Origin of the sequence: Vibrio sp. Isolate30 (assembly GCF_022397975.1) — a bacterium.
Taxonomy (GTDB): domain Bacteria; phylum Pseudomonadota; class Gammaproteobacteria; order Enterobacterales; family Vibrionaceae; genus Vibrio; species Vibrio fortis.
Window position 1 is genome coordinate 66,332 of sequence record NZ_JAKEUS010000007.1, and the last position, 19,789, is coordinate 86,120.

A 19,789-nucleotide genomic window follows, 5' to 3' on the forward strand; every position below is an offset into this window, starting at 1 on the left:
GTCATCAAGACCGCCTTTTTAGTATTCATCATGCTTCAAAGATGCAACGAGACAAAAAAAGACCACGCTAGGCGTGGTCTATTGCTTGGCTACTTCTCGATTTTAATATTTTCAACGCGGGCTTTTAATTTTTGACCCGGTCTGAAAGTAACAACACGTCGAGCAGAGATTGGAATGTCTTCACCAGTTTTAGGGTTACGACCTGGACGCTCGTTTTTCTCGCGAAGATCAAAATTACCAAAACCTGACAGTTTTACCTGTTCGCCATTTTCTAGTGCTTTACGAACTTCTTCGAAAAACACTTCAACCGTTTCCTTGGCATCCCGTTTGCTGTATCCGAGTGTTTCAAACAGGTTCTCAGCCAAATCGGCCTTCGTGAGTGCCATAAAACTTTCCTCAAAGCTATGTTAAACCTTGCTACTATCGTCAGTAGCGCCGAAGCATTTACCCTATCCAATCAATGAGATAAGGCTGTTTACAAGGAAAGTGTATGCCAAGCTTCTGATTTTCGCCAACTTTTTTATTTGAACTCTTTAATTATTTATGCAAATCAAGAACATAACACTCTTAATTAAGTGGATATTAACCTAAAAAACATCTAACCACTGAACGCCAATCAGAACTAAACACCAATTTATTCTCACAATTAAGAATATAAAACTTAATTAGTACTTTTAGTCAAAACCGAGACTTTACGCTTATCCCCAATAAAATCAGCTACTTGATTTAACATTAATCTCAACAGAGATGATAATTCGAACACCGAATTTCATGCCATTAATGAGTCAGCAGAATTTAATTCGAATGCTCATATCGTAACAATCGATTACGTTGGTGTTTCTTAGCTTTGATTAATGCTCGTTCTCCGGTGAGAACTTGTTGTTCAAAGGTGACGATATCTTGCATATTTGATGATTCAAGCACTCCTATCGTACAAGTGACAAACTCTTCTGTGTTAGCCCCCAGATTCTCTATAGCACTGCGTTTCAGATGTGCTTTAATCGCTTGTCCAACTTCGATGGCCTTATCCATTACCGGATGCGGAAACAATATCGCGAACTCGTCCCCACCAATTCGAAATGCTTCGCCCTCTCCTCTAGATACATGACGAAGAACATCGGCTATTGTCACCAACAGATCATCCCCTTTCGCCATGCCGTAGTGGTTATTAAACGCCTTCAGATAGTCAACATCGAGTAGAACGGTAGCAATATCAAAGCCCGAACCATATCGGTTCATAAGTTCCTCTAAGTAAGGTCTCAAACCAAAGCGATTCTTCAAACCTGTTAAATGATCGGTTCGATAGATCTGCTCCATATACTGACGGTTATCTTCTAACTCTTGGCGTTGTAACTGATTTTTCAATGAAACAGCTATATAGTTCGCCAGTTGCATGACCACCTGAACATGAAAGTCTTTGTATGCATAACTCTCATTTTTCTGAACACTGATCACGCCCAAAGTCTCGCCACTAAAAATGACCGGCGTACAAATCACCGACATACCATTCTGAGCAGGCTTTTCGTCTTTGTTGACCCAAGTATTGTTTGCTGAACAACCATTGTCTAAGTACAACTCCAACTCCTGATCGCTACAAGTATCAAGCACCAAGGTCTCATTGTTCTTGAGTGTATAGATTCCAATTCTCGACACGCAATCGCACTCAACCTCAAACGCAGGTTGAAACTCACCCTCATCAAGCAAATATTGGTAATCGAGTACATCTCGATCTGCACGATATAAAGCCAAACTAAAGGCTGAGCATGGGACAATCTCACCTATGTGTTTAAACAGTTTAAGTACATCAGTTTGATGATCTTCTGTACTTGCGATCATCTGCCCTAATTCATTTAAATAACCGAGGTTGCGCGTGAACAGATCTGAGTTCTTAGCTTCTACTTGAACACGGGTATGCTCAAGAATGGAGTCGATATAACTAACTTCGTTATCTTTACTCTGATTAATTAAGGTTTGATAGGCTACACAAGCCTCGCGAAGAACCTGGCACTCTTGCTCCACTTCGCCAAGTTTCTCTAGACACTGTGCGAGTGTATTAAGCAATGACAGTTTTATACGAACATTGTCTGCCAAGCCTTTCGCTGCAAGGGACTTCTTACAGAACTTAGCGGTAAAATCATAATATCCACAATTCAATAGAAACTGCGCGTACTTATCGTAGAACTCAAGACTCAAATAGGTATCTGCGTGCTGTTTAACTAGTTCAAAGCTCTCTTTATACGCCTCATATGCCTGCTTTCTTTGACCTTTCATCGACAAAATCAATGCGTAGTAAAAGCGACTGTATGTGTAACCATGCCAGTTTTCATTGGATAGAGATAATTGAGAAGAGCGTTCAATCACTTCGAGTGCTTGATCGAGTTTATCGGTGTAAGCAAAAGCGATGGCTTGATTACACAACGCTAGCGATAAGTTGACCGGATTCGCTACATGCTTACTGTGCTCCAAAGCAAGTTCACTGTGTTCTAGTGCTTTGGAATACTGTTCTAGATCGATATAAATACCACCTAGGTTAATATTCAAAAACAGCCCTAGCTTATGATCTGAACCTCTTCGAAGGGCTTCAGCTGCTTTGAAGTAGTCGAGTGAGCGATAAAATTGTCCTTTGGACGCATATATGGTTCCAAGATAGACATTAGCGTATGCGAGTAGAATGTCGTTATCAGTCTCCGACTCTAAACGTTCCAAAAAAACCATAAACCGATCTACGGCTTCATCAAGTCGATCACAGCGAAACGCCTCAACAGCCTTTAAATACTGACTATAAACCTCATTCAGCTCAACACTGTAACGTCGCTCTATATCCTTCAACTGTTGGTGAGCGTCTTCAATCGCATCGATACTACGATCGCCACGAAGTTGGGTTAGCAGAGTCATCGCTTCTAGCTCGGCTCGGGATGTATTTGGATTATCTTGCATCAGATTCAGTCGCTAAACGAAATTATTAAGCATAGCATACCGAAAAATCACAAAAAGACCACTAACCGAACTTTCTACACTTCTAAAAACGAAAAAGGCCTCGCACACCGCGAGGCCTTCGATTTCAATTACGCTAAAGCAACTTACTCATACGCTACTTAGATAACGTATCTCTAAACAAGTCTTGGTCGAGTTCCAACTTTTTCAAACAAGGGCCGATATCATCAAGCTTATCTAGGTGTGTTGTTACATGAGAGGTTACAAGGCACATAGCGTAAAGTTGCGAATACTCATCCACCTCGTCAAATGTCTTGTTCGGAAGCTTCTTCTCAACTTTTGCTACGCAAAAATCATCGTTTTCTTCCATTTCACTAATACATTGCTGCTGCGTTATATCAAAGCACGCCAAATACTTTGGTTGTACACAAAATAGATCGTTTCCATTTGTATGCAATTTATCGAGGGTTGTCTCAGCTACCATTTCTTTGATTATATTATTTTTCTTCGGTTTTTCAGCCGTTGTAACACAACCACTTAAAAACACAGCCAACGTCACTGCTATATAGAACTTCATTCTTACCTTTCTTTTTTGAATTATTGTCACTTAACAAGTAAGGATATGCGCGATCAGCCAAATCAAAGATATGTCATCATGAGCAAATAATTATAAATCACCTTACTATTCAAGAGATTGTACATAAATACCCAGCCATTGATAAATATTTAATAAGTAAAATCAATAAAACAAAATGAAAGACATAAATTCAACAAATAATATAAGTAATCAGTAAAACCATAGATGATCTTCTAGCCCTGCGAAATCAAGTAATCCGTATCGTGCTTTAATTTCGTTCTACTTGTGTTCAAACAAAACTACAGCGAAATAGTAAAAGTGCTTCCCTCACCTACTGTGGACTCGACAGTTAAGTCGCCACCGAGGTTCTCGACCATAGCCAACGCGAGGGAGAGGCCTAGCCCGTAGCCTTGTACATTACTTCTGCTACTATCGACTCGATACAAGCGCTCAAAAATTAAGGCTTGAAATTTAGGGTCGATACCGATGCCCGTGTCTTGAACTGAAATGCTCACCGAATCATTGCCCACTCGTTCAGCAATCAATGTGATATGGCCATTTGGTTCAGTATATTTAATCGCATTATCCAGTAAGTTAACCAACACCTGCGTCAACTTATCTGGGTCCGATTGAAGGCTCAAATCGATTGGCGCATCGACAATCAACGTAATCTCTTTGTCTTCGGCGACGTCTTCATACCAACTCACAACATTACGAATAACGTCAGATACATTAGTTTCCGTTTTCTGCGGTATGCGCTTGCCTGTAAGTTCATCGTTAAGCTTCATCAAAGCTGTCAACATATTGCTCGCTTGTGTTGCATGCTCGGCACAGTCGGCTAGCGCTTCTTTCATTGATTGCGGATCGCCGTTATTAATCAAGGCGGTTTGAGAGGCTAAAGTGATGCGTGAAAGAGGCGTTCGAATATCATGAGCAATAGCATCAACCGTAGTATTCAAGGCCGTTGTAACATGGTGGAGTCTCGCCACTGAACTGCGGACACTTGAACTGATCACCTCTAACCCTTGTGCTGGCTCTGTGTCGATATCTTTAAGCTCCAGCTGCCCTTTCTGGAGTTGGTCTAGCAAGTCACCCAATGTGATCAGCGGAGACATAGCATTTTGGATAATTTTACGAGTAAAGACTGCCGTTACGATCAACAAAGCCACAAGTGCATAGAGTGTCATTAACCATTGATTAAAAGCGACATGATCTCTAGCTCGATTGTCCAATACCAACCAAAAGTCGTAATCTTCACCTGTCATTCTAAGCGACATGTAGGGACTAACAACAAAGCTCTCGAGCCACATTTTTGAATCGTCAATCTGATACTCTAAAAGTGAACGGACAGAATCAGCTCCACTCAAGTTCGATAAGCTATTTGATACATTTGTGTCGCCCGCAACAAACATAGCTTCATTTGATCTTTGGTTACTCACAACAAAGGCCGCAATATTATTCTCTATAAGCCGATGCGGATTGGCTTCCAGTACATGAGTCAGTCTCTCAGGCGAATCGTAGGTCAAGATTCGTTGATATTCAGCCGACATTGAGGTCATGATCTTCTTTTCGGTTTGGTAAAGATCGAAAAAGAAAATCGCCCCGACGATCAGTTCAACCAGCAACAAGCAGAGTAATAGCGTCGCCATAAGTCGCAGTAACAGATGATTTTTAGCTTTCGCCAAAGCCTGTTCGATATTACGACTTGAGGACATAGCCGACACCTCTCAATGTGTGAATCAGTGGTGTTGAAAACCCTTTATCCACTTTGCTTCGCAAGCGACACACCAGAACATCAACAACGTTCGTTTGTGGGTCGAATTGATGTCCCCATACGTGTTCTAAAATGGCGGTTTTAGACATTACCGCTTCTGGGTTCTCAAGAAGTAGCTTCATCAACATAAACTCACGTTGATTGATAGTAATCGCCTGTTGGTCACGACATAGAGTGTGTTTGATGAGGTCAAGACTAAGAGGACCATACTCAAGCGATAAAGCCTGAGTTACAGGCTGCTTTCCACGGCGAGTCAGCGTCTGACAACGAGCTATAAGCTCAGGGAAAGCAAAGGGTTTTACTAAGTAGTCATCCGCTCCCGACTGTAGTCCCTGTACACGCTCCTCTACTGAATGCTTTGCACTTAAAATAATCACTGGCGTTGCGTAACCTTGCCCTCTTAGCTCAGCCAATACCTCAAAGCCATCTTTTTTTGGCAACATAATATCGAGAATAATTACGTCAAACTCTTCAGTCATCGCTTCATGCAGACCATCGATGCCATCTGTCGCGTGGGTTACGCTAATCCCTTGTTGTTGAAAGCCATTCACCAAAAATTTGGCGATATGAAGATCGTCTTCAATCAATAGTATTTTCATTAACGTCCATTTATCCATGAGCCTCGTTCTCAATACACTCTATCAACATCCTTTCTCGAATATAACCAAGATTACAATTTTGTAATGTTTCGGAAAGGCTGCCGCAATTATGTGTTCGTTAGTATGACCATGTTGATTAAAAACACCTTGTTGTCGAAACACAGGTACTTAAACAAATCCAAACAAAAATATGTATTAACGGAGTAAACATGAAAACAATGACACGAACTTTTATCGCCGCAGCCTTCGCTTCTTTTGGTATCTCTAACTTTGCATTGGCAACGGAAACTCAAACCGTATCTGTTACACAAATCTCTTCTAAAGCTGCATTCCAACTGGCTCAAGAAGCGGTAAATCAATGTGAGGCAGACGGTTACAAGGTTTCAGCAACCGTTGTTGATTTGTCGGGAAACGTGATTGCTCAATTACGCTCGGATGGTGCTGGTATCCACACGCTAGACAGCTCGCGTAAGAAAGCCTTCACCGTTGCCAGCATGAAACAGCCATCTGGTAATTTGATGAAGCTCATCGCTGATAAACCTATTATGCAACCTCTACAGAACATGGATGAGAATCTACTGTTCTTAGCGGGTGGTGTTCCAGTACAACTGAATAACGCTATGATTGGTGCTATTGGTGTCGGCGGCGCGCCGGGCGGACATTTAGATGTTGCTTGTGCTGACAAAGCAATTAAGAAATTCTTTTAATCACAGCTTTCTAGAACCTCTTCATAAACAAAAAGCGCTCTAGTGTGAGCGCTTTTGACGATGTACGGTTTCATGCTCAGACCAGGTTATGCCGTCGTTGTACGGAGCTTTTGCGACTGCTTCTTAGTAATCGTGATACGTCGTACAAGTGCAACAATAAACACTAAGCTTTGAATCAGAACGATTGTTGGGGCTGGTGCACTATCGATATGGAAACTTAAGTACGCGCCTAACACCATGGTCGTTAGGTTCACTAAGCACGCAATCCACAGCATGCTTGAAAAACGCTTCACTAACAGAAACGCTATCGCGCCTGGGGCAATCAACAAGCTAATCGCTAAGATAAGACCAATCGCACTCAGCGTCGCAACAATCGTCAGCGAGAGAAACGTCAGCAAGGTGTAATGCAGCACGGTCACATTTAAGCCACTCACTTTAGCTTGAACTTCGTCAAAGGAGTGCAACAAGAAATCTTTCCAGAACAATACAATACCAAGAACAACCACCGCTGAGATGATCGAGGCGGTACTAAGCTCTTGTGTATCGACGCCTAACATATTGCCAAACAAGATATGATCTAAGTGCGCATGTGTATCTAACGCTACATAAAGCACAATCCCTAGTGCGAACATGCCAGAGAACACCACCCCCATTACCGTGTCTTGTTTTACTCTTGAGTTTTCAGCTAAAAAACCTGTAAGGAAGCTACATAACATGCCCGCCAAAAATGCCCCTAACAATAGCGGCAAACCTGTTACATACGCTAGAACAATGCCTGGAAGTACAGCGTGACTCACGGCATCCCCCATTAACGCCCACCCTTTCATCACCACAAAGCAAGAAAGAAGTGCAGTCGGCAGAGCAACAATCAGACAGATAAAAAAAGCGTTCTGCATGAAGGGGAATTGGAATGGCAACAACAAATCCATACTAATACTCCTTTGCCAAAGATGTGTGCTCAATTGGCGAATCAGAAGAAGTGAGCTCGCCTGCTCTTGGACTCTTTACTCGTGCTTTTTTCGCCCTTAAACGGGCAGCCAGATAACCATGCTTGGGAGCAAAGAAAAACGTAAAAAGGAAGATAACGGTTTGCAAGCAAATGATAATGCCGCCTGTCGCTCCATCTAAGAAGAAACTAATGTAAGCGCCTGCAAAACTCGTGGTGCTACCAATAATGACGGACACCAAAATCAGCCGAGGAAAACGGTCACACAACAGGTATGCTGTTGCACCCGGCGTCACCACCATAGCGATAACAAGCAGCGCACCGACCGTTTGCATCGCCGCAACAATCGATGCAGATAAAAGAGTAAAGAAGATCGCCTTTAAAACGCCCGGATTAAGCCCTATTGAACGCGCATGGTTTTCATCGAAGAATGTCACCATAAGATCTTTCCACTTCGCCAATAGAACCACCAGCGTAACCACACCGATCACGACTAGCTGAAGCGTATCTTCTGGCGTAATCGCAAGAATGTTACCCATGGTGATGGTTTGAACACTGACAGAGATAGGATTGATGGAGATAAGAAAAAGACCAAGTGCAAAAAATGAAGTAAAGACTAAGCCGATGATCACATCGATTTTCAAGCCAGAGCGCTCAGACAAGAACAACATTGTGCCTGCCGCTATCCCACCAGAGATAAAGGCACCGAAAGCGAAAGGAAGTCCAATCATATAAGCCAATGCAACACCCGGCACAACCGCATGCCCCAGAGCGTCTCCGATTAAGGACCATCCTTTAAGCATCAGATACGCAGAGAGAAATGCACACACGCCACCAACTAAGGCAGACACCCACATGGCGTTAGTCATATAACCGTAATTGAATGGCTGTAACAAAAGCTCAATCATAATTGAGGCTCCGTCTTTTTCGCTGTTAACGCCTTGCCATCATACTGAATGAATGGTCTTTCATCGTCCGTAAGTATGGTCAGTTCCCTCGTATCTTCATCGTGATGAAGTGCATTACCACCTAATTTGAAGTGCCTTAGTGAACCACCAAATACTCGCTGTAGGTTTTCCTCTGTGTAAGTCGTTTCAATAGGACCTGAGGCCAGAACCGTTTTGTTGACCATAATGGTTCTATCGCAGAATTCAGGCACAGAGCCAAGATTATGCGTCGATACCAGCATTACATGCCCTTCATCGCGAAGCGATTTAAGCAGGTCGATGATTTGATGTTCGGTTTTTACATCAACACCGGTAAAGGGTTCATCCAATAGAATCACTTTTGCTTCTTGTGCCAGTGCTCTCGCCAAGAACACGCGCTTCTTCTGCCCTCCAGATAGCTCTCCGATTTGACGCTTTCTAAACTCCAGCATATTGACACGTTCAAGAGCTAGGTCGACAGCAAGATGATCAACATCTTTAGGTCTACGTAGCCAATTCATGTGACCGTAACGCCCCATCATGACCACTTCTTCGACCAAGACAGGAAAGCTCCAGTCAATCTCCTCTGACTGAGGCACATAAGACACCATGTTACTTTTGAGCGCTTTTTTAACGCTTTCCCCCAATATTTGGATCTGCCCTTTGGACATAGGAACAAAGCCCATGATTGCCTTAAAAAGAGTCGACTTCCCGGCTCCATTCACACCAACCAATGCCGTCACTGACCCTTGCGGTACGGTAAAGTCCGCATCATAAAGGGCTGTGTAGCCGTTCCGATAAGTAACCGTTACATCGCTGACTGAAATGCCAAGGCGTTCCTCATTTTTAACATCACTCATAACAGATGCTTTACTCCCAATATCGGTTGAATTCATTGTGTCTAATATCGTGGAAATATGTCTTAGTTCGTCGCAGTCAGACCATTTGCTACAGTAGTCGAGGTCACTTTCAACAAATCTAGATAAGTGGGAACCGGACCATCAGCAGTTGATAGCGAATCGACAAACAGCTCACCGCCATACTGGGCGTCGGTATCTCTTGCCACTTGTTTTGCTGGAGAGGTATTGACGGTTGATTCACAAAATACGACAGGGATATGGTTTTGCTTTACGCCATCGATAACTGAACGTACTTGCTGCGGAGTACCGACTTGATCAGCGTTCATTGGCCATAGATACAGTTCTCTCAAGCCAAAATCCTTAGCAAGGTAGCTAAACGCCCCTTCACATGTGACTAGCCAACGATTACTGTCAGGGATCTGAGCGATCTGGTCTTTTAGAGGTTCGATGGTTGCTCGGAGTTTGGCTTTGTAAGCAGCTGCGTTCTTTACATAAATCGCCGCGTTGTTTGGGTCGTGCTCAGCGAATGCTTCTACGATGTTATCGATATAGATAAGTGCATTATCTAAGCCCATCCAAGCATGAGGGTTTGGCTTACCTTCATAAGAACCAGAAGCGATTGGAATTGGATTGATTCCTTTGGTCAGCGTTACCGCCGGAACGCCCTTCATGTTTGAGAGAAATTGCTCAAACCACAGCTCCAGATTCATCCCATTCCACAAAATAAGATCAGCATCAGATGCGCGAACAATGTCTTTCGGCGTTGGCTCGTAACCATGAATCTCAGCACCAGGCTTAGTGACAGACACGACCTCAGCGGCATCCCCTGCTACATTTGAAGCCATATCAGCTAAGACCGTGAATGTAGTCACTACCTTCATTTTGTCACCAGCAGCATTTACCAATGGTGATATCGCCAACAATAGTGATGACACAGCCAATGCCAATTTCTTCATATCCTTCCCCTTGATAATGAGACGTTCTAATACTGTGTAAACACACCAGTACTTTGCGAGTGATTCGCATTTACAATATATATTAATGCGAACAATTCTCATTATCAATGTTATTTTATTTTGGGAAGACTATTTATCGACTTGTACTGTGTGTAACTACGAGAGAAAGGTCATGTTTGAATAGCAATCGAGCCCAAGCTAGGATTTAAATAACTCTGTATACTGCTTCAAAAACAACGTCACGGATCAAAAAGAGCCACCACACAAATCATTGAGTGATGGCTCTATCAGCTTTTGATTGTTGTCTTTACAATCGTATTAGCGGTTCGACTCTTCGACTTTAAATTTGCTCATTAGGTCATCAAGCCTGTTATTCACCTCAACAAGTTTGGCTGCACCTTCATCCATCTCAATACCTGATGCTTTGAGTGCAACAACGATATCGTTGATCTGATTGGTATTTCGGCCAATTTCATGGGTCACACTGCTCTGCTCTTCCGCGGACGTCGCAATCTGCATGCTTGCATCGTTAATCTCGGTGATATGTACAGACACTTCGGCCACACTCGCCTCTAAACCATTGGTACTCTCTTCCGTATCATTACATCGAGCCTTGGTGCTCTCCATCGCTTCAACCATGGTTTTACTGCCAACCAAGAGTTCATTCAGTGCTTTTTCAATCTCTTCGGTGCTGGTTTTAGTACGCCCCGCTAAGTTTCTTACTTCGTCTGCAACCACGGCAAAGCCTCTGCCCTGCTCGCCCGCGCGCGCAGCTTCAATTGCGGCGTTAAGAGCTAATAGATTGGTTTGTTCTGCGATATCGCTGATGACCGTTAAGATAGAATAAATACTCTCTGATTTGAGATTCATGTCTTGAACACGTTCCATCGCGGTATCAATATCTGATCTCAACTCAACCATACTCTCTTTAGAGCGCTCGATGGTAGCGATTGAAGCATGGCCGAGAGACTCAGCTTTCTGCGTCAGTTGAGCCGTTTGAGACGCACTCAGTGCCACAGCTTCCGCAGTAGAGTTCATCTCTACAATCGCAGTGGCTACTTGTTCAGTCTCTGCAGCGTGCTCAGTCAATCTTTCCGCACTCACACGTGACTGCTCTGATAGATTAGCCGTTCTACTTTTTAGTTCTGATGAAAGTAACTTAACCTCAAGCACCATATCTTGCAGTTGAGAAACGAAGCCATTGATTCCTTTAGCAATTCGACCTAAATCATCATTGGAGTTCTCCGGTAAGCGCTTTGTTAAATCACCATTACCTTGCGCCAAACCCTCTACTAAATCTCGTAATGCTAAAACAGGGCGGTATAAGTAGTTAAATACAGCAGTCAGAATCAAAACAGTAAACAGAATGACTAACAAGACACTAACGATTTTCTCTTGGCGCAAGTCGTAAAGCTCAGCGAAAGCAACCGACTCATCTACGCGAATCGCGAAGTACCATGTTTTGTCCGCCACCTTAAAGGCATTCGAGAAAAGCAGTTTACCTGTACCATTAAACTCGTACTCTTGGAGAGCAGACGGCTGATTTACTGCATTAAGAGCCACGCTACCAAACCCGTCTAATTCCGATGCCTTAACACCATTTTTGATTTCCGGTGAAGAAGAAGCCAAAACGGTCGTGTTTTGATCCATCATGATCGCCACAGCACCAGGAATATCAGACACCTGTTTTACTACTTCGTTAAGGTAGTCCAACGTTAAATCGGAAGACAATGTGCCATCAAATGCTTTCTGTACAAAGCTGATCCATATGACGCCATCGCTCGCAATATAAGGCTCTGTAACCGACACGCCAGCCTGTCTTTGCGCCAGTAAGTACCACTCTCGCGTTGTAACGTCACCCTCATATTTATGGTTTGGCCAAGTGTTGGCGCTCTGGTTCCAATATCCATCACCATTATCCAATGAGATAACCACACTGCCTATGTCCATTGCTTTGGCCAGTATTTGAGTTTGTTCTACGTAATTTGAGGGGAAAGGCTTGTTGTTATAGTGGTTGGCAATGCTTGAAACGCTGGATGCCTTTTGAGCGAAGTATTGCTCGACGGTGAGAGATTGTTGCTTGGTATAATCCGTGAAATACCGCTCTACATCCCTAATCACGAACTCTTCTGTTTGTTTGTATCCATAGAGCTCGCTCGCCATTAATAACACCGTCATTAACAAGGCAACGGAACCTAACAGAATTCCCTTAAAACCCAGACTTCCTTTTCTCATATACATCTCCCGACCTAGAGTACTGACCTGATTACTGCGGACTCTATAAATCATTCACAGAACCAATACCATTTCGGTTATAACACAACATAGATAAATAAAACTATCAGTAAGAGTGTGAAGGTTTTATGACAGTAACAAAGAGAGTGATCTAGAGTCACATTTTGACAAATATTCAGATGAGCACCTCTATATAGAAGGCTTGTGGGTCATAAGAAACGGCTAAACAAGCTCAGTAATTTAGCGGGCTATCGTTGGTTATCCCCACCCACCGAAAAAGAGTAACTCGCTTCTTAGAAGTATCGATTTACAAAAGAGGGACAAAATCACTAAGGAAAGCGGATAAGAAGAGATACACTACCTCTATTGCAAAATCATCAATCCACTAAGATTTTTAAAGTAGCTACACATGTCTAAAGAACCCGGTTTCACCACAGAGTACACGCTCGACAAAACTTTCTTTGCTGAGTGTTATGACCAAACGAGCGTCCCTGTCCAGTTTCCTAAAGCCTATATGAAGGCGTTCCTGTTCCTTATCTTTGGTGTGGTTCTATTAGAGTTTGAACTACTTCCGAGCGGCTATGTCGGTTGGTTCTTTATTGTGCTGAGTGTCATTGAAGCATTCAGTGTCTATTGCAAAAGAACATGGTGGTTGTGGCGACAAAGAATCAGTTCTGGCGCGGGAAGCAAAGTGATCTTTTCAGGTGACGAAAACGGCGTGAGTTACAAAAACTACAAAACCACAAACACCATCAAGTGGAGCCAAATCGACGAGCTTGAACAGACAGATCTAGGCTTAATCATCCATATTGGTAAACAACGTCAATACGTGAGTAAGTCGTGTCTGAATGACGAAGCAATTACCTTCATGTTTGAGCAACACGAAGCAGCCAAAGCAAATTGATCTAAATCTGCGCCTGCCTATCGGTAGGTGCTCTTCTTCATTGTCATAATTGGACTATAACAATGACTATCGTATACCAAATCAGTGACTGTCACCTATCCGATGAATCCAGCTATGAAAACCTACGCCAAGCATTGGAATACGCTGACAGCGATCCTGACTGCACAGCGATTTTTCTAACCGGTGATATTTGCTGTAACCCACAGTTAGGCGACTACATTCGGCTAGAAGCGTTCATAAAACAGTATATTGGAAACAAGCCAATTTACGCGATTGCAGGCAATCATGACGACTCTTCATTAATGCGCGCAGAGTTAAAAGGCTCAACGATTTGCGTTACCAACAAAGCCACTGTTTGTGGGCGTGAGTTTGTGTTTCTCGACTCGAGCTTCAAACCGCTCGATAACCAACATCCACTAGGTTCAGGACGTATTGATAACCGTGGCATGGCGCAGCTTAAAAAGCATCTTAGAAAGTCTCACCATCCGATCGTCGTTGTCCACCACCCTGTTATCCCCGTTGGTGCCGAATGGATGAAGGCGATTCGCCTAGAGAATGATACAACGGTGATGAGAGTGCTTACGCAGTATCAAGTCCGTGACGTTATCTGTGGACACGGCCATGACGGCATTACAACCACACACTTGGGCGTAACTCAGTACATGGCCCCAGCAACAGCCTATGGATTTGACCACTCAATCGATGAATACAATCGCAGTGAGAAAATTGGATTAGGTAAAATCTCGCTCTCTGCAAACTCTGTCGATTACCAAGCAATCTATTTGTAGTCATTCTGGCCTGCATAACTATGTAGATGCTCGATAAACGCAGGAACTTTCTTCGCTATATGCTTTCTTGATGCGTAGAAGGCGTACAAAACTAAGTCTTCGGGTTGATATTCCAACTCAATGACTTCTAGATCTCCTGCGTTAATCATTTCCTCACACAGTTCGGCTGGCAGGATTGCAAAACCCAAACCCGCTAGTCCACCAGCCATAGCAAGTTGCCCGCTATTGACCTTAAATGCTGACTTTACTCGCTGTGTTACCAGTTCACCTTTGTCATTTTTAAACACCCAAGGCGTGCCATTGAGAGCGGTAAAACTAGTGATACAAGGTACGTGTTTTAGGTCTGTAATCTTCGCTGGTTTGGCGCAGGTTTGCAGAAGCTTAGGAGATGCAACAACAACACTCGACCAGCGTTTAATCTCTCTGGCTATCCAGTTGTTATCATCAAGCTTTCCTCGGTGGAAACTCAAAATCACATCGAAGCCATCCAAAAAGTTCTCTTTCGGGCTGATACTAGTGTCACAACACAACGAAATCGAAGGATGCTTGGTACAAAAGGACACGACTGCTTGGGCAAGCTCCGGAGAATCTGGCATCAAAATATTGAGCTGCCCTATTACCTCATGTGATTGTTGCGTTACTTCTTCGAGTGCATCGCTAAGCTTGTCCAACAGAGGTTGAGTACGTAGATAGAGTTGTTCGCCGACTTCGGTTGGCGCGATGCGACGAGTGGTTCGTTCGAATAATCGAGTATCCAGTTGCTCTTCCAATAACGCGATGTGGCGACTGACATTTGAAGTCGGCAAACACAGGAACTCCGCAGCGCGTTTAAAGCTGTTGTTCTCGTAAACGCAGTGAAAGCTCTTAAGCCACTGTTGGTCGATTTTATCTAGCACCTTGTTGTTTCACCCTTCACACTATCCCAAAAAGTTGGATTATAAAACCAATATTAGACACTTTATTACCAAAAATTGGCTTATACAATGTTCATCTTTCAAAGCATTGATAACAAGGTTTATGCATGAGCTGGCTAGAAAAGCTATTAAATAAGAAGAACTTAATCAGTACTCACAAAGCTTCAATCCCTGAAGGCATTTGGACTAAGTGCCCGAGCTGCGACCAAGTCTTGTATCGTATCGCACTCGCAGAGAATTTAGAGGTGTGCCCTAAGTGTAACCACCACATGCGAATGTCAGCACGAAATCGACTAGAGAGCTTTTTGGACAAAGGCGAACATACGGAGCTAGGCAAACAATTTCTGCCACAAGATCTACTCAATTTCAAAGACAAAAAGCGCTACACAGAACGTCTAACACTTGCTCACAAAAACACTGGCGAAAGTGACGCACTGGTTGCGATGCAAGGTGAGCTATTAGGGCTACCTATTATCGCCTGCGCTTTTGAGTTTTCATTTATGGCTGGCTCAATGGGTTCAGTGGTTGGAGCGCGTTTTGTAGAAGCTGTCGACACAGCCATTGAAGCCAATTGTAGCTTAGTCTGCTTTTCCGCGTGTGGAGGCGCGCGCATGCAAGAATCACTGATGGCATTAATGCAAATGGCCAAGACCAGCGCCGCGCTAAAACGTCTGTCTGACGCAAAGCTTCCCTACATTTCGGTACTCACCGACCAAACCTTCGGTGGCGTATCAGCGAGCTTAGCGATGCTTGGTGACATCAACATCGGTGAGCCCAAAGCGCGCATTGGTTTTGCAGGCCGCAGAGTGATCGAACAAACCGTTCGCGAAAAGCTACCCGAAGATTTCCAACAGAGTGAATTTCTACTAGAGCACGGCGCACTCGACATGATTGTCGAAAGGCATGACATGCGAGAACGCGTTGCCAGACTCATCGCGATGATGACTAACACGCAGATTCAAAGGTGAATATTTTACGTGTTCTACATTACTCACTAAAACAAGCTCTTCACTATCGCCATAACTCCCATTGCTAAGAAAAGAGCGCCGCAACATTGGTTAAATATGCGGCCATTTTTTAGGAGCATCACCTTGACCTTATCTGCGACTCTCGCAACGCCGAACTCAACCGCAAATTCAATGCACAGAAAGGTCACTGTAATCACTACGAACTGAGGTAAAAAGGCCTTGTTCGGGTCGATGAACTGAGCCAAAAACGCGGTAAAGAATAGCAACACCTTTGGGTTGGATAATGCGGCAAAGTAACCTTGCTTGAAGAGCTGTCGCGGTAAGAGTATGACCGTTTCAGTTTTGCCTTCAACATCAACACTAGGCGCATAAAACAACTTCAAACCTAAAAACCCGAGGTACAGTGCGCCTAGCCATTGAAGAACAATCATCAGCTCCGGTTCTGCCTCCAACAGCGTGCCTAACCCAAGCATGGCTATGGTGATTAATAGAAAGAAACCACAGACACCACCATAAATCGTCCATAGGGTCTTCTTGTAACCAAACTGAGCACCATGACTGAGCGCCAATAAAGAGTTAGGACCAGGAATACACGCTAACCCAAAAGCAGACAAAATAAACAAACACCACACTTCAAACGTCATAACTAATCTTCAACAAGATAACTGAATCTGTCGCTAGTATGTGTCGAAAAGCAAATTGATAACGGAAATATATGGACGTAAAATATGACTATATAGACATACGAGATCACTGCTATGGACGAATCTAAGAGCGTCAGGTTTCTATTGATTCCGTTAGACAACTTCAATGTGTTTCCCTTTGGAGCATTTCTAGACAAGCTGCGTTTCTCCGCCGATGACGCGGATCTTAGTCAGCAAAGATACTGTTCATGGAAGATCATGTCTCACACTCAAGGAGTGGTTACGTCTAGTAGCAATATCCCTATCATGGTTGAGCACACTCCTGAGACAATTGAGCTAAAGGACGTTGATTATGTCGTCCTGTTTGGCAGCCGAACGGCTCAAGATTCACAACAACAAGCTCCTCTGTATCGCTCATTTTTTAAAAAGGTCGTATCAGCTGGCATCAAGATCGTGAGTATCGACAATGCTTGTTTTACACTCGCTGAATTAGGGTTGCTAAACAATCACCAAGTCGTGGTTCACTGGCGACATCATCATGAATTTAAAGCGAACTATCCTAAGGTGGTGGTGCGTGATGAGCAGTTGTATCACTTCGACAAAAAACTCATCAGCTGTACAGGCGGCGGTGCGACTATCGACCTTCTTATCGCGATCTTGCAAGATCATGTTGGCCAGATTAGAGCTGAAAAAGGGCTAGCTGATATGCTGGTCGACGAAAGCCGTAGTAATCATCACCGATTAAAATCATCTCAGCACGGCTGTTACCAAAACCGTCATGTCGATCGCGCGATTTCATTAATGCAGGAACATTTAGAGCTGAGCACCAACATTGATGATATTGGTGGCCTGATTGGAGTGAGTCGTCGCCAACTAGACCGACTATTCCAACAACAGTTTGGTATGTCTGCTCACCAATATTGGCAAGAGTTGCGCCTACAACACGTACATTGGAGACTCATACACTCCGGCCATAGCTTGATACAACTAGCAGATGAAATCGGTGTGAAAGACACCAGTTACCTGTGCAAGATTTTCCGAAAAAGATTTGGGATGACGCCAAATCAGTGTCGTCGTAATTCTTTGAAACCATAACAATAAAAACACCCTGCCGACTCTTAATCTAACAGGGTGTTGCTTGTGTTTTGTAATAGCCTACTGACTTAGATTACCAAGCAAATTTACTGACTCAGCTGTCCGAACTTCGGCAGGCTCTTCACGAACCTCTGGTGCACGTCCATATAGGTCTGCATATAGATCTCATCGATGCGTTCGTTGCTTGGGAAGCTCGATGAAAAATCAACATGCTTACGATCTATCGACAATTTAGCCGCTTCAATAATATGTGCAATGAACATACGAGGGTCTTCTAAACCAATCGAAATACGCATAGTCGTAGGTTTAATGCCTGCTTCATTGAGAGCCTCATCACTCAGCTCTGAGTGAGTAGTCAGTGCCGGACACAGCGCTACAGTATTAGTTTGCCCAAGGCTTACTTGCATACCGATTGCAGGTTCCAACATATCGAAGAACTGTTTAAACCCATCGCGATTGATTGGCGCTCGGTCGCCGTTGCCCTCCATATCAATAGTGAACAGAGCCGCAGGTAAACCTAAATGCATGTTGTTCTGGCAGTGCTCGTAGTTGTCACTGTCTGGCAGAGCCGGACACGACACATTAATGTCTGGATGCGCATCAAAGATCTTCGCAAGAGTGAGGGTATTAATGGTTTTCTGCACCACACGCATCTCATAGGTTTTCATGCCGTTGAGTACTTCAAATGCTTTGTCTGCATCTAAGAATGCACCTTTAATGTAATACACATTCCAAAATAGAGTTTCGTTCCATGGAATCATCGCCTCATCGCCATTGGGTTTGGTGAAAGTGACCTCTTCCCCTTTTGGTACAAACATGGTCTCGTTGCGGCCAATCACAACACCTGCTGTGGTGGTGCCAGAACCGGCCAGCTCTTTGGTATACGAGTGAATCACGTAATCCGGTCTTTCCATCACATCATCACGTTTGAGTACTGGGTGTAGCAGTGGCGTGCCTACAGTGGAATCCACAATCACATCCCATCCGCGAGCATGAGCGGCCTTACTGATGTTGGCAATATCTAACACATACCCATGCGGGTTACACGGTGACTCAAGGTAGACATAGATCTTCTTACCCGCTGCAAGACGGCCTGCGTACTTATCAGCAACCTCATCAAGGCGAGTTGCGAACTCATCACCGGAATAACCATCCACCCACTCTACCGCAACATTCAAGTTCGAAGGCTTACCAAACCAATCTTCCAGTAGTTGATAAGAACCGCCGTAAATATTGCGCGAGGCCAATACAATATCCTCATGCCCTAGTAAGTGACTGAGTAAGCCATCAATGGCCGCCATACCGGAGTTGAAGTTCCATGCAAGATACTCGTTCGCTCTCGAACCAGCCTCAAGATCAACCATATGGTTGGCGAGTGAGATTGAGGTTGGATTTAACAGTCGAGAATAAATATCGTGCAGCGGCTCTTTGCCATTGAACGCATCTTCGATCCATTCTGTACAGGCAAACAGATAAGTCGCAGTGCGCGTAATTACTGGGCTTGCCGAGAAGATAGCCGCGACATTGTCGAAGATAGGGTACGCACCTTTAGACGCAAAGTTACCATTGTTAGTCGCAATAGATTGGTATGTCGCGCGCATTGGGTTTTGTAGATTATCGAGAATCTTAGCGATCTGGAATGACAAGAAACGTTTGGCGTTAAACCAAGCGATTCGATCACTTTTATCCAGCTCCGAAAGGCCATCAACCGTTATTGCCCAAAGATCGTGTGTTTTGGTATTAGCTTTGTACAGCGTCGTCGCCAATTCCACCAGCGTGGTGCCATAATCGCTATTTGGGTCAATACCGAAGTGTTTTGCTTGCTCAATCGCAAGGGCTTCTGCTTGTTCGTGTTTGGTTGTTTTGCGCAGCGGGCTCAGTTGAGTTGAAGTATTCATAATTGCTAAATCATTCCATCCTTGTTGTACCTCCTTTAATTTTAGTGTTACATAGATGTTAAAG

Annotated in this window: 18 protein-coding genes; 5 read left to right on the plus strand and 13 right to left on the minus strand. The window is 43.9% G+C overall.

What is annotated here, in order from left to right; translation table 11 throughout:
* Positions 1-89: 89 nt before the first annotated feature.
* The 5 genes from ihfA to L1D60_RS16320 all read right to left on the minus strand — a co-directional run bounded on the left by ihfA (position 90) and on the right by L1D60_RS16320 (position 5,884).
* Positions 90-386 carry an integration host factor subunit alpha gene (gene ihfA, locus L1D60_RS16300; protein WP_004734853.1) on the minus strand — a complete coding sequence of 99 codons (297 nt, stop codon included), beginning with the start codon at positions 384-386 and terminating at the stop codon, positions 90-92.
* Between the two features lie 409 nt (positions 387-795).
* Positions 796-2,937 carry a diguanylate cyclase gene (locus L1D60_RS16305; RefSeq protein WP_239842042.1) on the minus strand — a complete coding sequence of 714 codons (2,142 nt, stop codon included), beginning with the start codon at positions 2,935-2,937 and terminating at the stop codon, positions 796-798.
* Between the two features lie 154 nt (positions 2,938-3,091).
* The gene (locus L1D60_RS16310; protein WP_239842043.1) at positions 3,092-3,511 is read right to left on the minus strand and encodes a hypothetical protein; all 420 of its coding nucleotides are present in this window, start codon (positions 3,509-3,511) and stop codon (positions 3,092-3,094) included.
* A 299-nt stretch (positions 3,512-3,810) separates the two neighbouring features.
* Complete coding sequence (locus L1D60_RS16315) at positions 3,811-5,226, minus strand: HAMP domain-containing sensor histidine kinase (RefSeq protein WP_239842044.1); 1,416 nt, start codon at positions 5,224-5,226, stop codon at positions 3,811-3,813.
* Positions 5,210-5,884 (minus strand): response regulator transcription factor, encoded by a 675-nt coding sequence (locus L1D60_RS16320; RefSeq protein WP_239842146.1) that lies wholly within the window; start codon positions 5,882-5,884, stop codon positions 5,210-5,212. Before L1D60_RS16320 ends, L1D60_RS16315 begins: the two co-directional genes overlap by 17 nt.
* Positions 5,885-6,093: 209 nt before the next feature.
* On the opposite strand from L1D60_RS16320, the gene L1D60_RS16325 reads away from it, so the two are divergent.
* A complete protein-coding gene (locus L1D60_RS16325) occupies positions 6,094-6,591 on the plus strand; it encodes a heme-binding protein (RefSeq protein WP_239842045.1) in 498 nt (165 codons plus the stop codon).
* Between the two features lie 86 nt (positions 6,592-6,677).
* On the opposite strand, the gene L1D60_RS16330 is transcribed toward L1D60_RS16325, so the two are convergent.
* The 5 genes from L1D60_RS16330 to L1D60_RS16350 form a co-directional block, all read right to left on the minus strand.
* Complete coding sequence (locus L1D60_RS16330; protein WP_239842046.1) at positions 6,678-7,520, minus strand: metal ABC transporter permease; 843 nt, start codon at positions 7,518-7,520, stop codon at positions 6,678-6,680.
* A gap of 1 nt (position 7,521) precedes the next feature.
* A complete protein-coding gene (locus L1D60_RS16335; protein WP_345772874.1) occupies positions 7,522-8,442 on the minus strand; it encodes a metal ABC transporter permease in 921 nt (306 codons plus the stop codon).
* The gene (locus tag L1D60_RS16340) at positions 8,442-9,323 is read right to left on the minus strand and encodes a manganese/iron ABC transporter ATP-binding protein (RefSeq protein ID WP_032549686.1); all 882 of its coding nucleotides are present in this window, start codon (positions 9,321-9,323) and stop codon (positions 8,442-8,444) included. Before L1D60_RS16340 ends, L1D60_RS16335 begins: the two co-directional genes overlap by 1 nt.
* Positions 9,324-9,385: 62 nt before the next feature.
* Complete coding sequence (locus L1D60_RS16345; protein WP_239842048.1) at positions 9,386-10,279, minus strand: metal ABC transporter substrate-binding protein; 894 nt, start codon at positions 10,277-10,279, stop codon at positions 9,386-9,388.
* A 318-nt stretch (positions 10,280-10,597) separates the two neighbouring features.
* Positions 10,598-12,514 carry a methyl-accepting chemotaxis protein gene (locus tag L1D60_RS16350; protein WP_239842049.1) on the minus strand — a complete coding sequence of 639 codons (1,917 nt, stop codon included), beginning with the start codon at positions 12,512-12,514 and terminating at the stop codon, positions 10,598-10,600.
* Positions 12,515-12,923: 409 nt separating this feature from the next.
* On the opposite strand from L1D60_RS16350, the gene L1D60_RS16355 reads away from it, so the two are divergent.
* Positions 12,924-13,418 (plus strand): YcxB family protein, encoded by a 495-nt coding sequence (locus tag L1D60_RS16355; protein WP_239842050.1) that lies wholly within the window; start codon positions 12,924-12,926, stop codon positions 13,416-13,418.
* 62 nt (positions 13,419-13,480) lie between these two features.
* Positions 13,481-14,206 (plus strand): metallophosphoesterase, encoded by a 726-nt coding sequence (locus L1D60_RS16360; RefSeq protein WP_239842051.1) that lies wholly within the window; start codon positions 13,481-13,483, stop codon positions 14,204-14,206.
* On the opposite strand, the gene L1D60_RS16365 is transcribed toward L1D60_RS16360, so the two are convergent.
* Positions 14,197-15,102: a LysR family transcriptional regulator gene (locus tag L1D60_RS16365; protein WP_239842052.1), complete on the minus strand. Its 906-nt coding sequence runs from the start codon at positions 15,100-15,102 to the stop codon at positions 14,197-14,199. The genes L1D60_RS16360 and L1D60_RS16365 overlap by 10 nt on opposite strands.
* 125 nt (positions 15,103-15,227) lie before the next feature.
* Between L1D60_RS16365 and accD the strand changes: the two genes are divergently transcribed.
* Positions 15,228-16,088 carry an acetyl-CoA carboxylase, carboxyltransferase subunit beta gene (gene accD, locus L1D60_RS16370; protein WP_239842053.1) on the plus strand — a complete coding sequence of 287 codons (861 nt, stop codon included), beginning with the start codon at positions 15,228-15,230 and terminating at the stop codon, positions 16,086-16,088.
* A 26-nt stretch (positions 16,089-16,114) separates the two neighbouring features.
* On the opposite strand, the gene L1D60_RS16375 is transcribed toward accD, so the two are convergent.
* Positions 16,115-16,732, minus strand: a complete 618-nt coding sequence (locus L1D60_RS16375; protein ID WP_239842054.1) for a LysE family translocator — start codon at positions 16,730-16,732, stop codon at positions 16,115-16,117.
* 114 nt (positions 16,733-16,846) lie between these two features.
* Here L1D60_RS16375 and L1D60_RS16380 point away from each other — a divergent pair, with 114 nt between their 5' ends.
* A complete protein-coding gene (locus tag L1D60_RS16380) occupies positions 16,847-17,827 on the plus strand; it encodes a helix-turn-helix domain-containing protein (RefSeq protein ID WP_239842055.1) in 981 nt (326 codons plus the stop codon).
* Positions 17,828-17,913: 86 nt separating this feature from the next.
* On the opposite strand, the gene L1D60_RS16385 is transcribed toward L1D60_RS16380, so the two are convergent.
* Entirely contained in the window at positions 17,914-19,725 is a 1,812-nt protein-coding gene (locus L1D60_RS16385) for a PLP-dependent transferase (protein WP_239842056.1), read from the minus strand.
* Between the last annotated feature and the right edge of the window lie 64 nt (positions 19,726-19,789).

Coding starts and splice junctions, on each gene's coding strand:
- L1D60_RS16330 (WP_239842046.1), bottom strand. CDS start 7,520: ATGGATTTGTTGTTGCCATTCCAATTCCCCTTCATGCAGAACGCTTTT.
- L1D60_RS16380 (WP_239842055.1), top strand. CDS start 16,847: ATGGACGAATCTAAGAGCGTCAGGTTTCTATTGATTCCGTTAGACAAC.
- L1D60_RS16310 (WP_239842043.1), bottom strand. CDS start 3,511: ATGAAGTTCTATATAGCAGTGACGTTGGCTGTGTTTTTAAGTGGTTGT.
- L1D60_RS16320 (WP_239842146.1), bottom strand. CDS start 5,884: ATGAAAATACTATTGATTGAAGACGATCTTCATATCGCCAAATTTTTG.
- L1D60_RS16305 (WP_239842042.1), bottom strand. CDS start 2,937: ATGCAAGATAATCCAAATACATCCCGAGCCGAGCTAGAAGCGATGACT.
- L1D60_RS16345 (WP_239842048.1), bottom strand. CDS start 10,279: ATGAAGAAATTGGCATTGGCTGTGTCATCACTATTGTTGGCGATATCA.
- L1D60_RS16355 (WP_239842050.1), top strand. CDS start 12,924: ATGTCTAAAGAACCCGGTTTCACCACAGAGTACACGCTCGACAAAACT.
- L1D60_RS16350 (WP_239842049.1), bottom strand. CDS start 12,514: ATGAGAAAAGGAAGTCTGGGTTTTAAGGGAATTCTGTTAGGTTCCGTT.
- L1D60_RS16340 (WP_032549686.1), bottom strand. CDS start 9,323: ATGAGTGATGTTAAAAATGAGGAACGCCTTGGCATTTCAGTCAGCGAT.
- ihfA (WP_004734853.1), bottom strand. CDS start 386: ATGGCACTCACGAAGGCCGATTTGGCTGAGAACCTGTTTGAAACACTC.
- L1D60_RS16375 (WP_239842054.1), bottom strand. CDS start 16,732: ATGACGTTTGAAGTGTGGTGTTTGTTTATTTTGTCTGCTTTTGGGTTA.
- L1D60_RS16315 (WP_239842044.1), bottom strand. CDS start 5,226: ATGTCCTCAAGTCGTAATATCGAACAGGCTTTGGCGAAAGCTAAAAAT.
- L1D60_RS16360 (WP_239842051.1), top strand. CDS start 13,481: ATGACTATCGTATACCAAATCAGTGACTGTCACCTATCCGATGAATCC.
- L1D60_RS16325 (WP_239842045.1), top strand. CDS start 6,094: ATGAAAACAATGACACGAACTTTTATCGCCGCAGCCTTCGCTTCTTTT.
- L1D60_RS16385 (WP_239842056.1), bottom strand. CDS start 19,725: ATGAATACTTCAACTCAACTGAGCCCGCTGCGCAAAACAACCAAACAC.
- accD (WP_239842053.1), top strand. CDS start 15,228: ATGAGCTGGCTAGAAAAGCTATTAAATAAGAAGAACTTAATCAGTACT.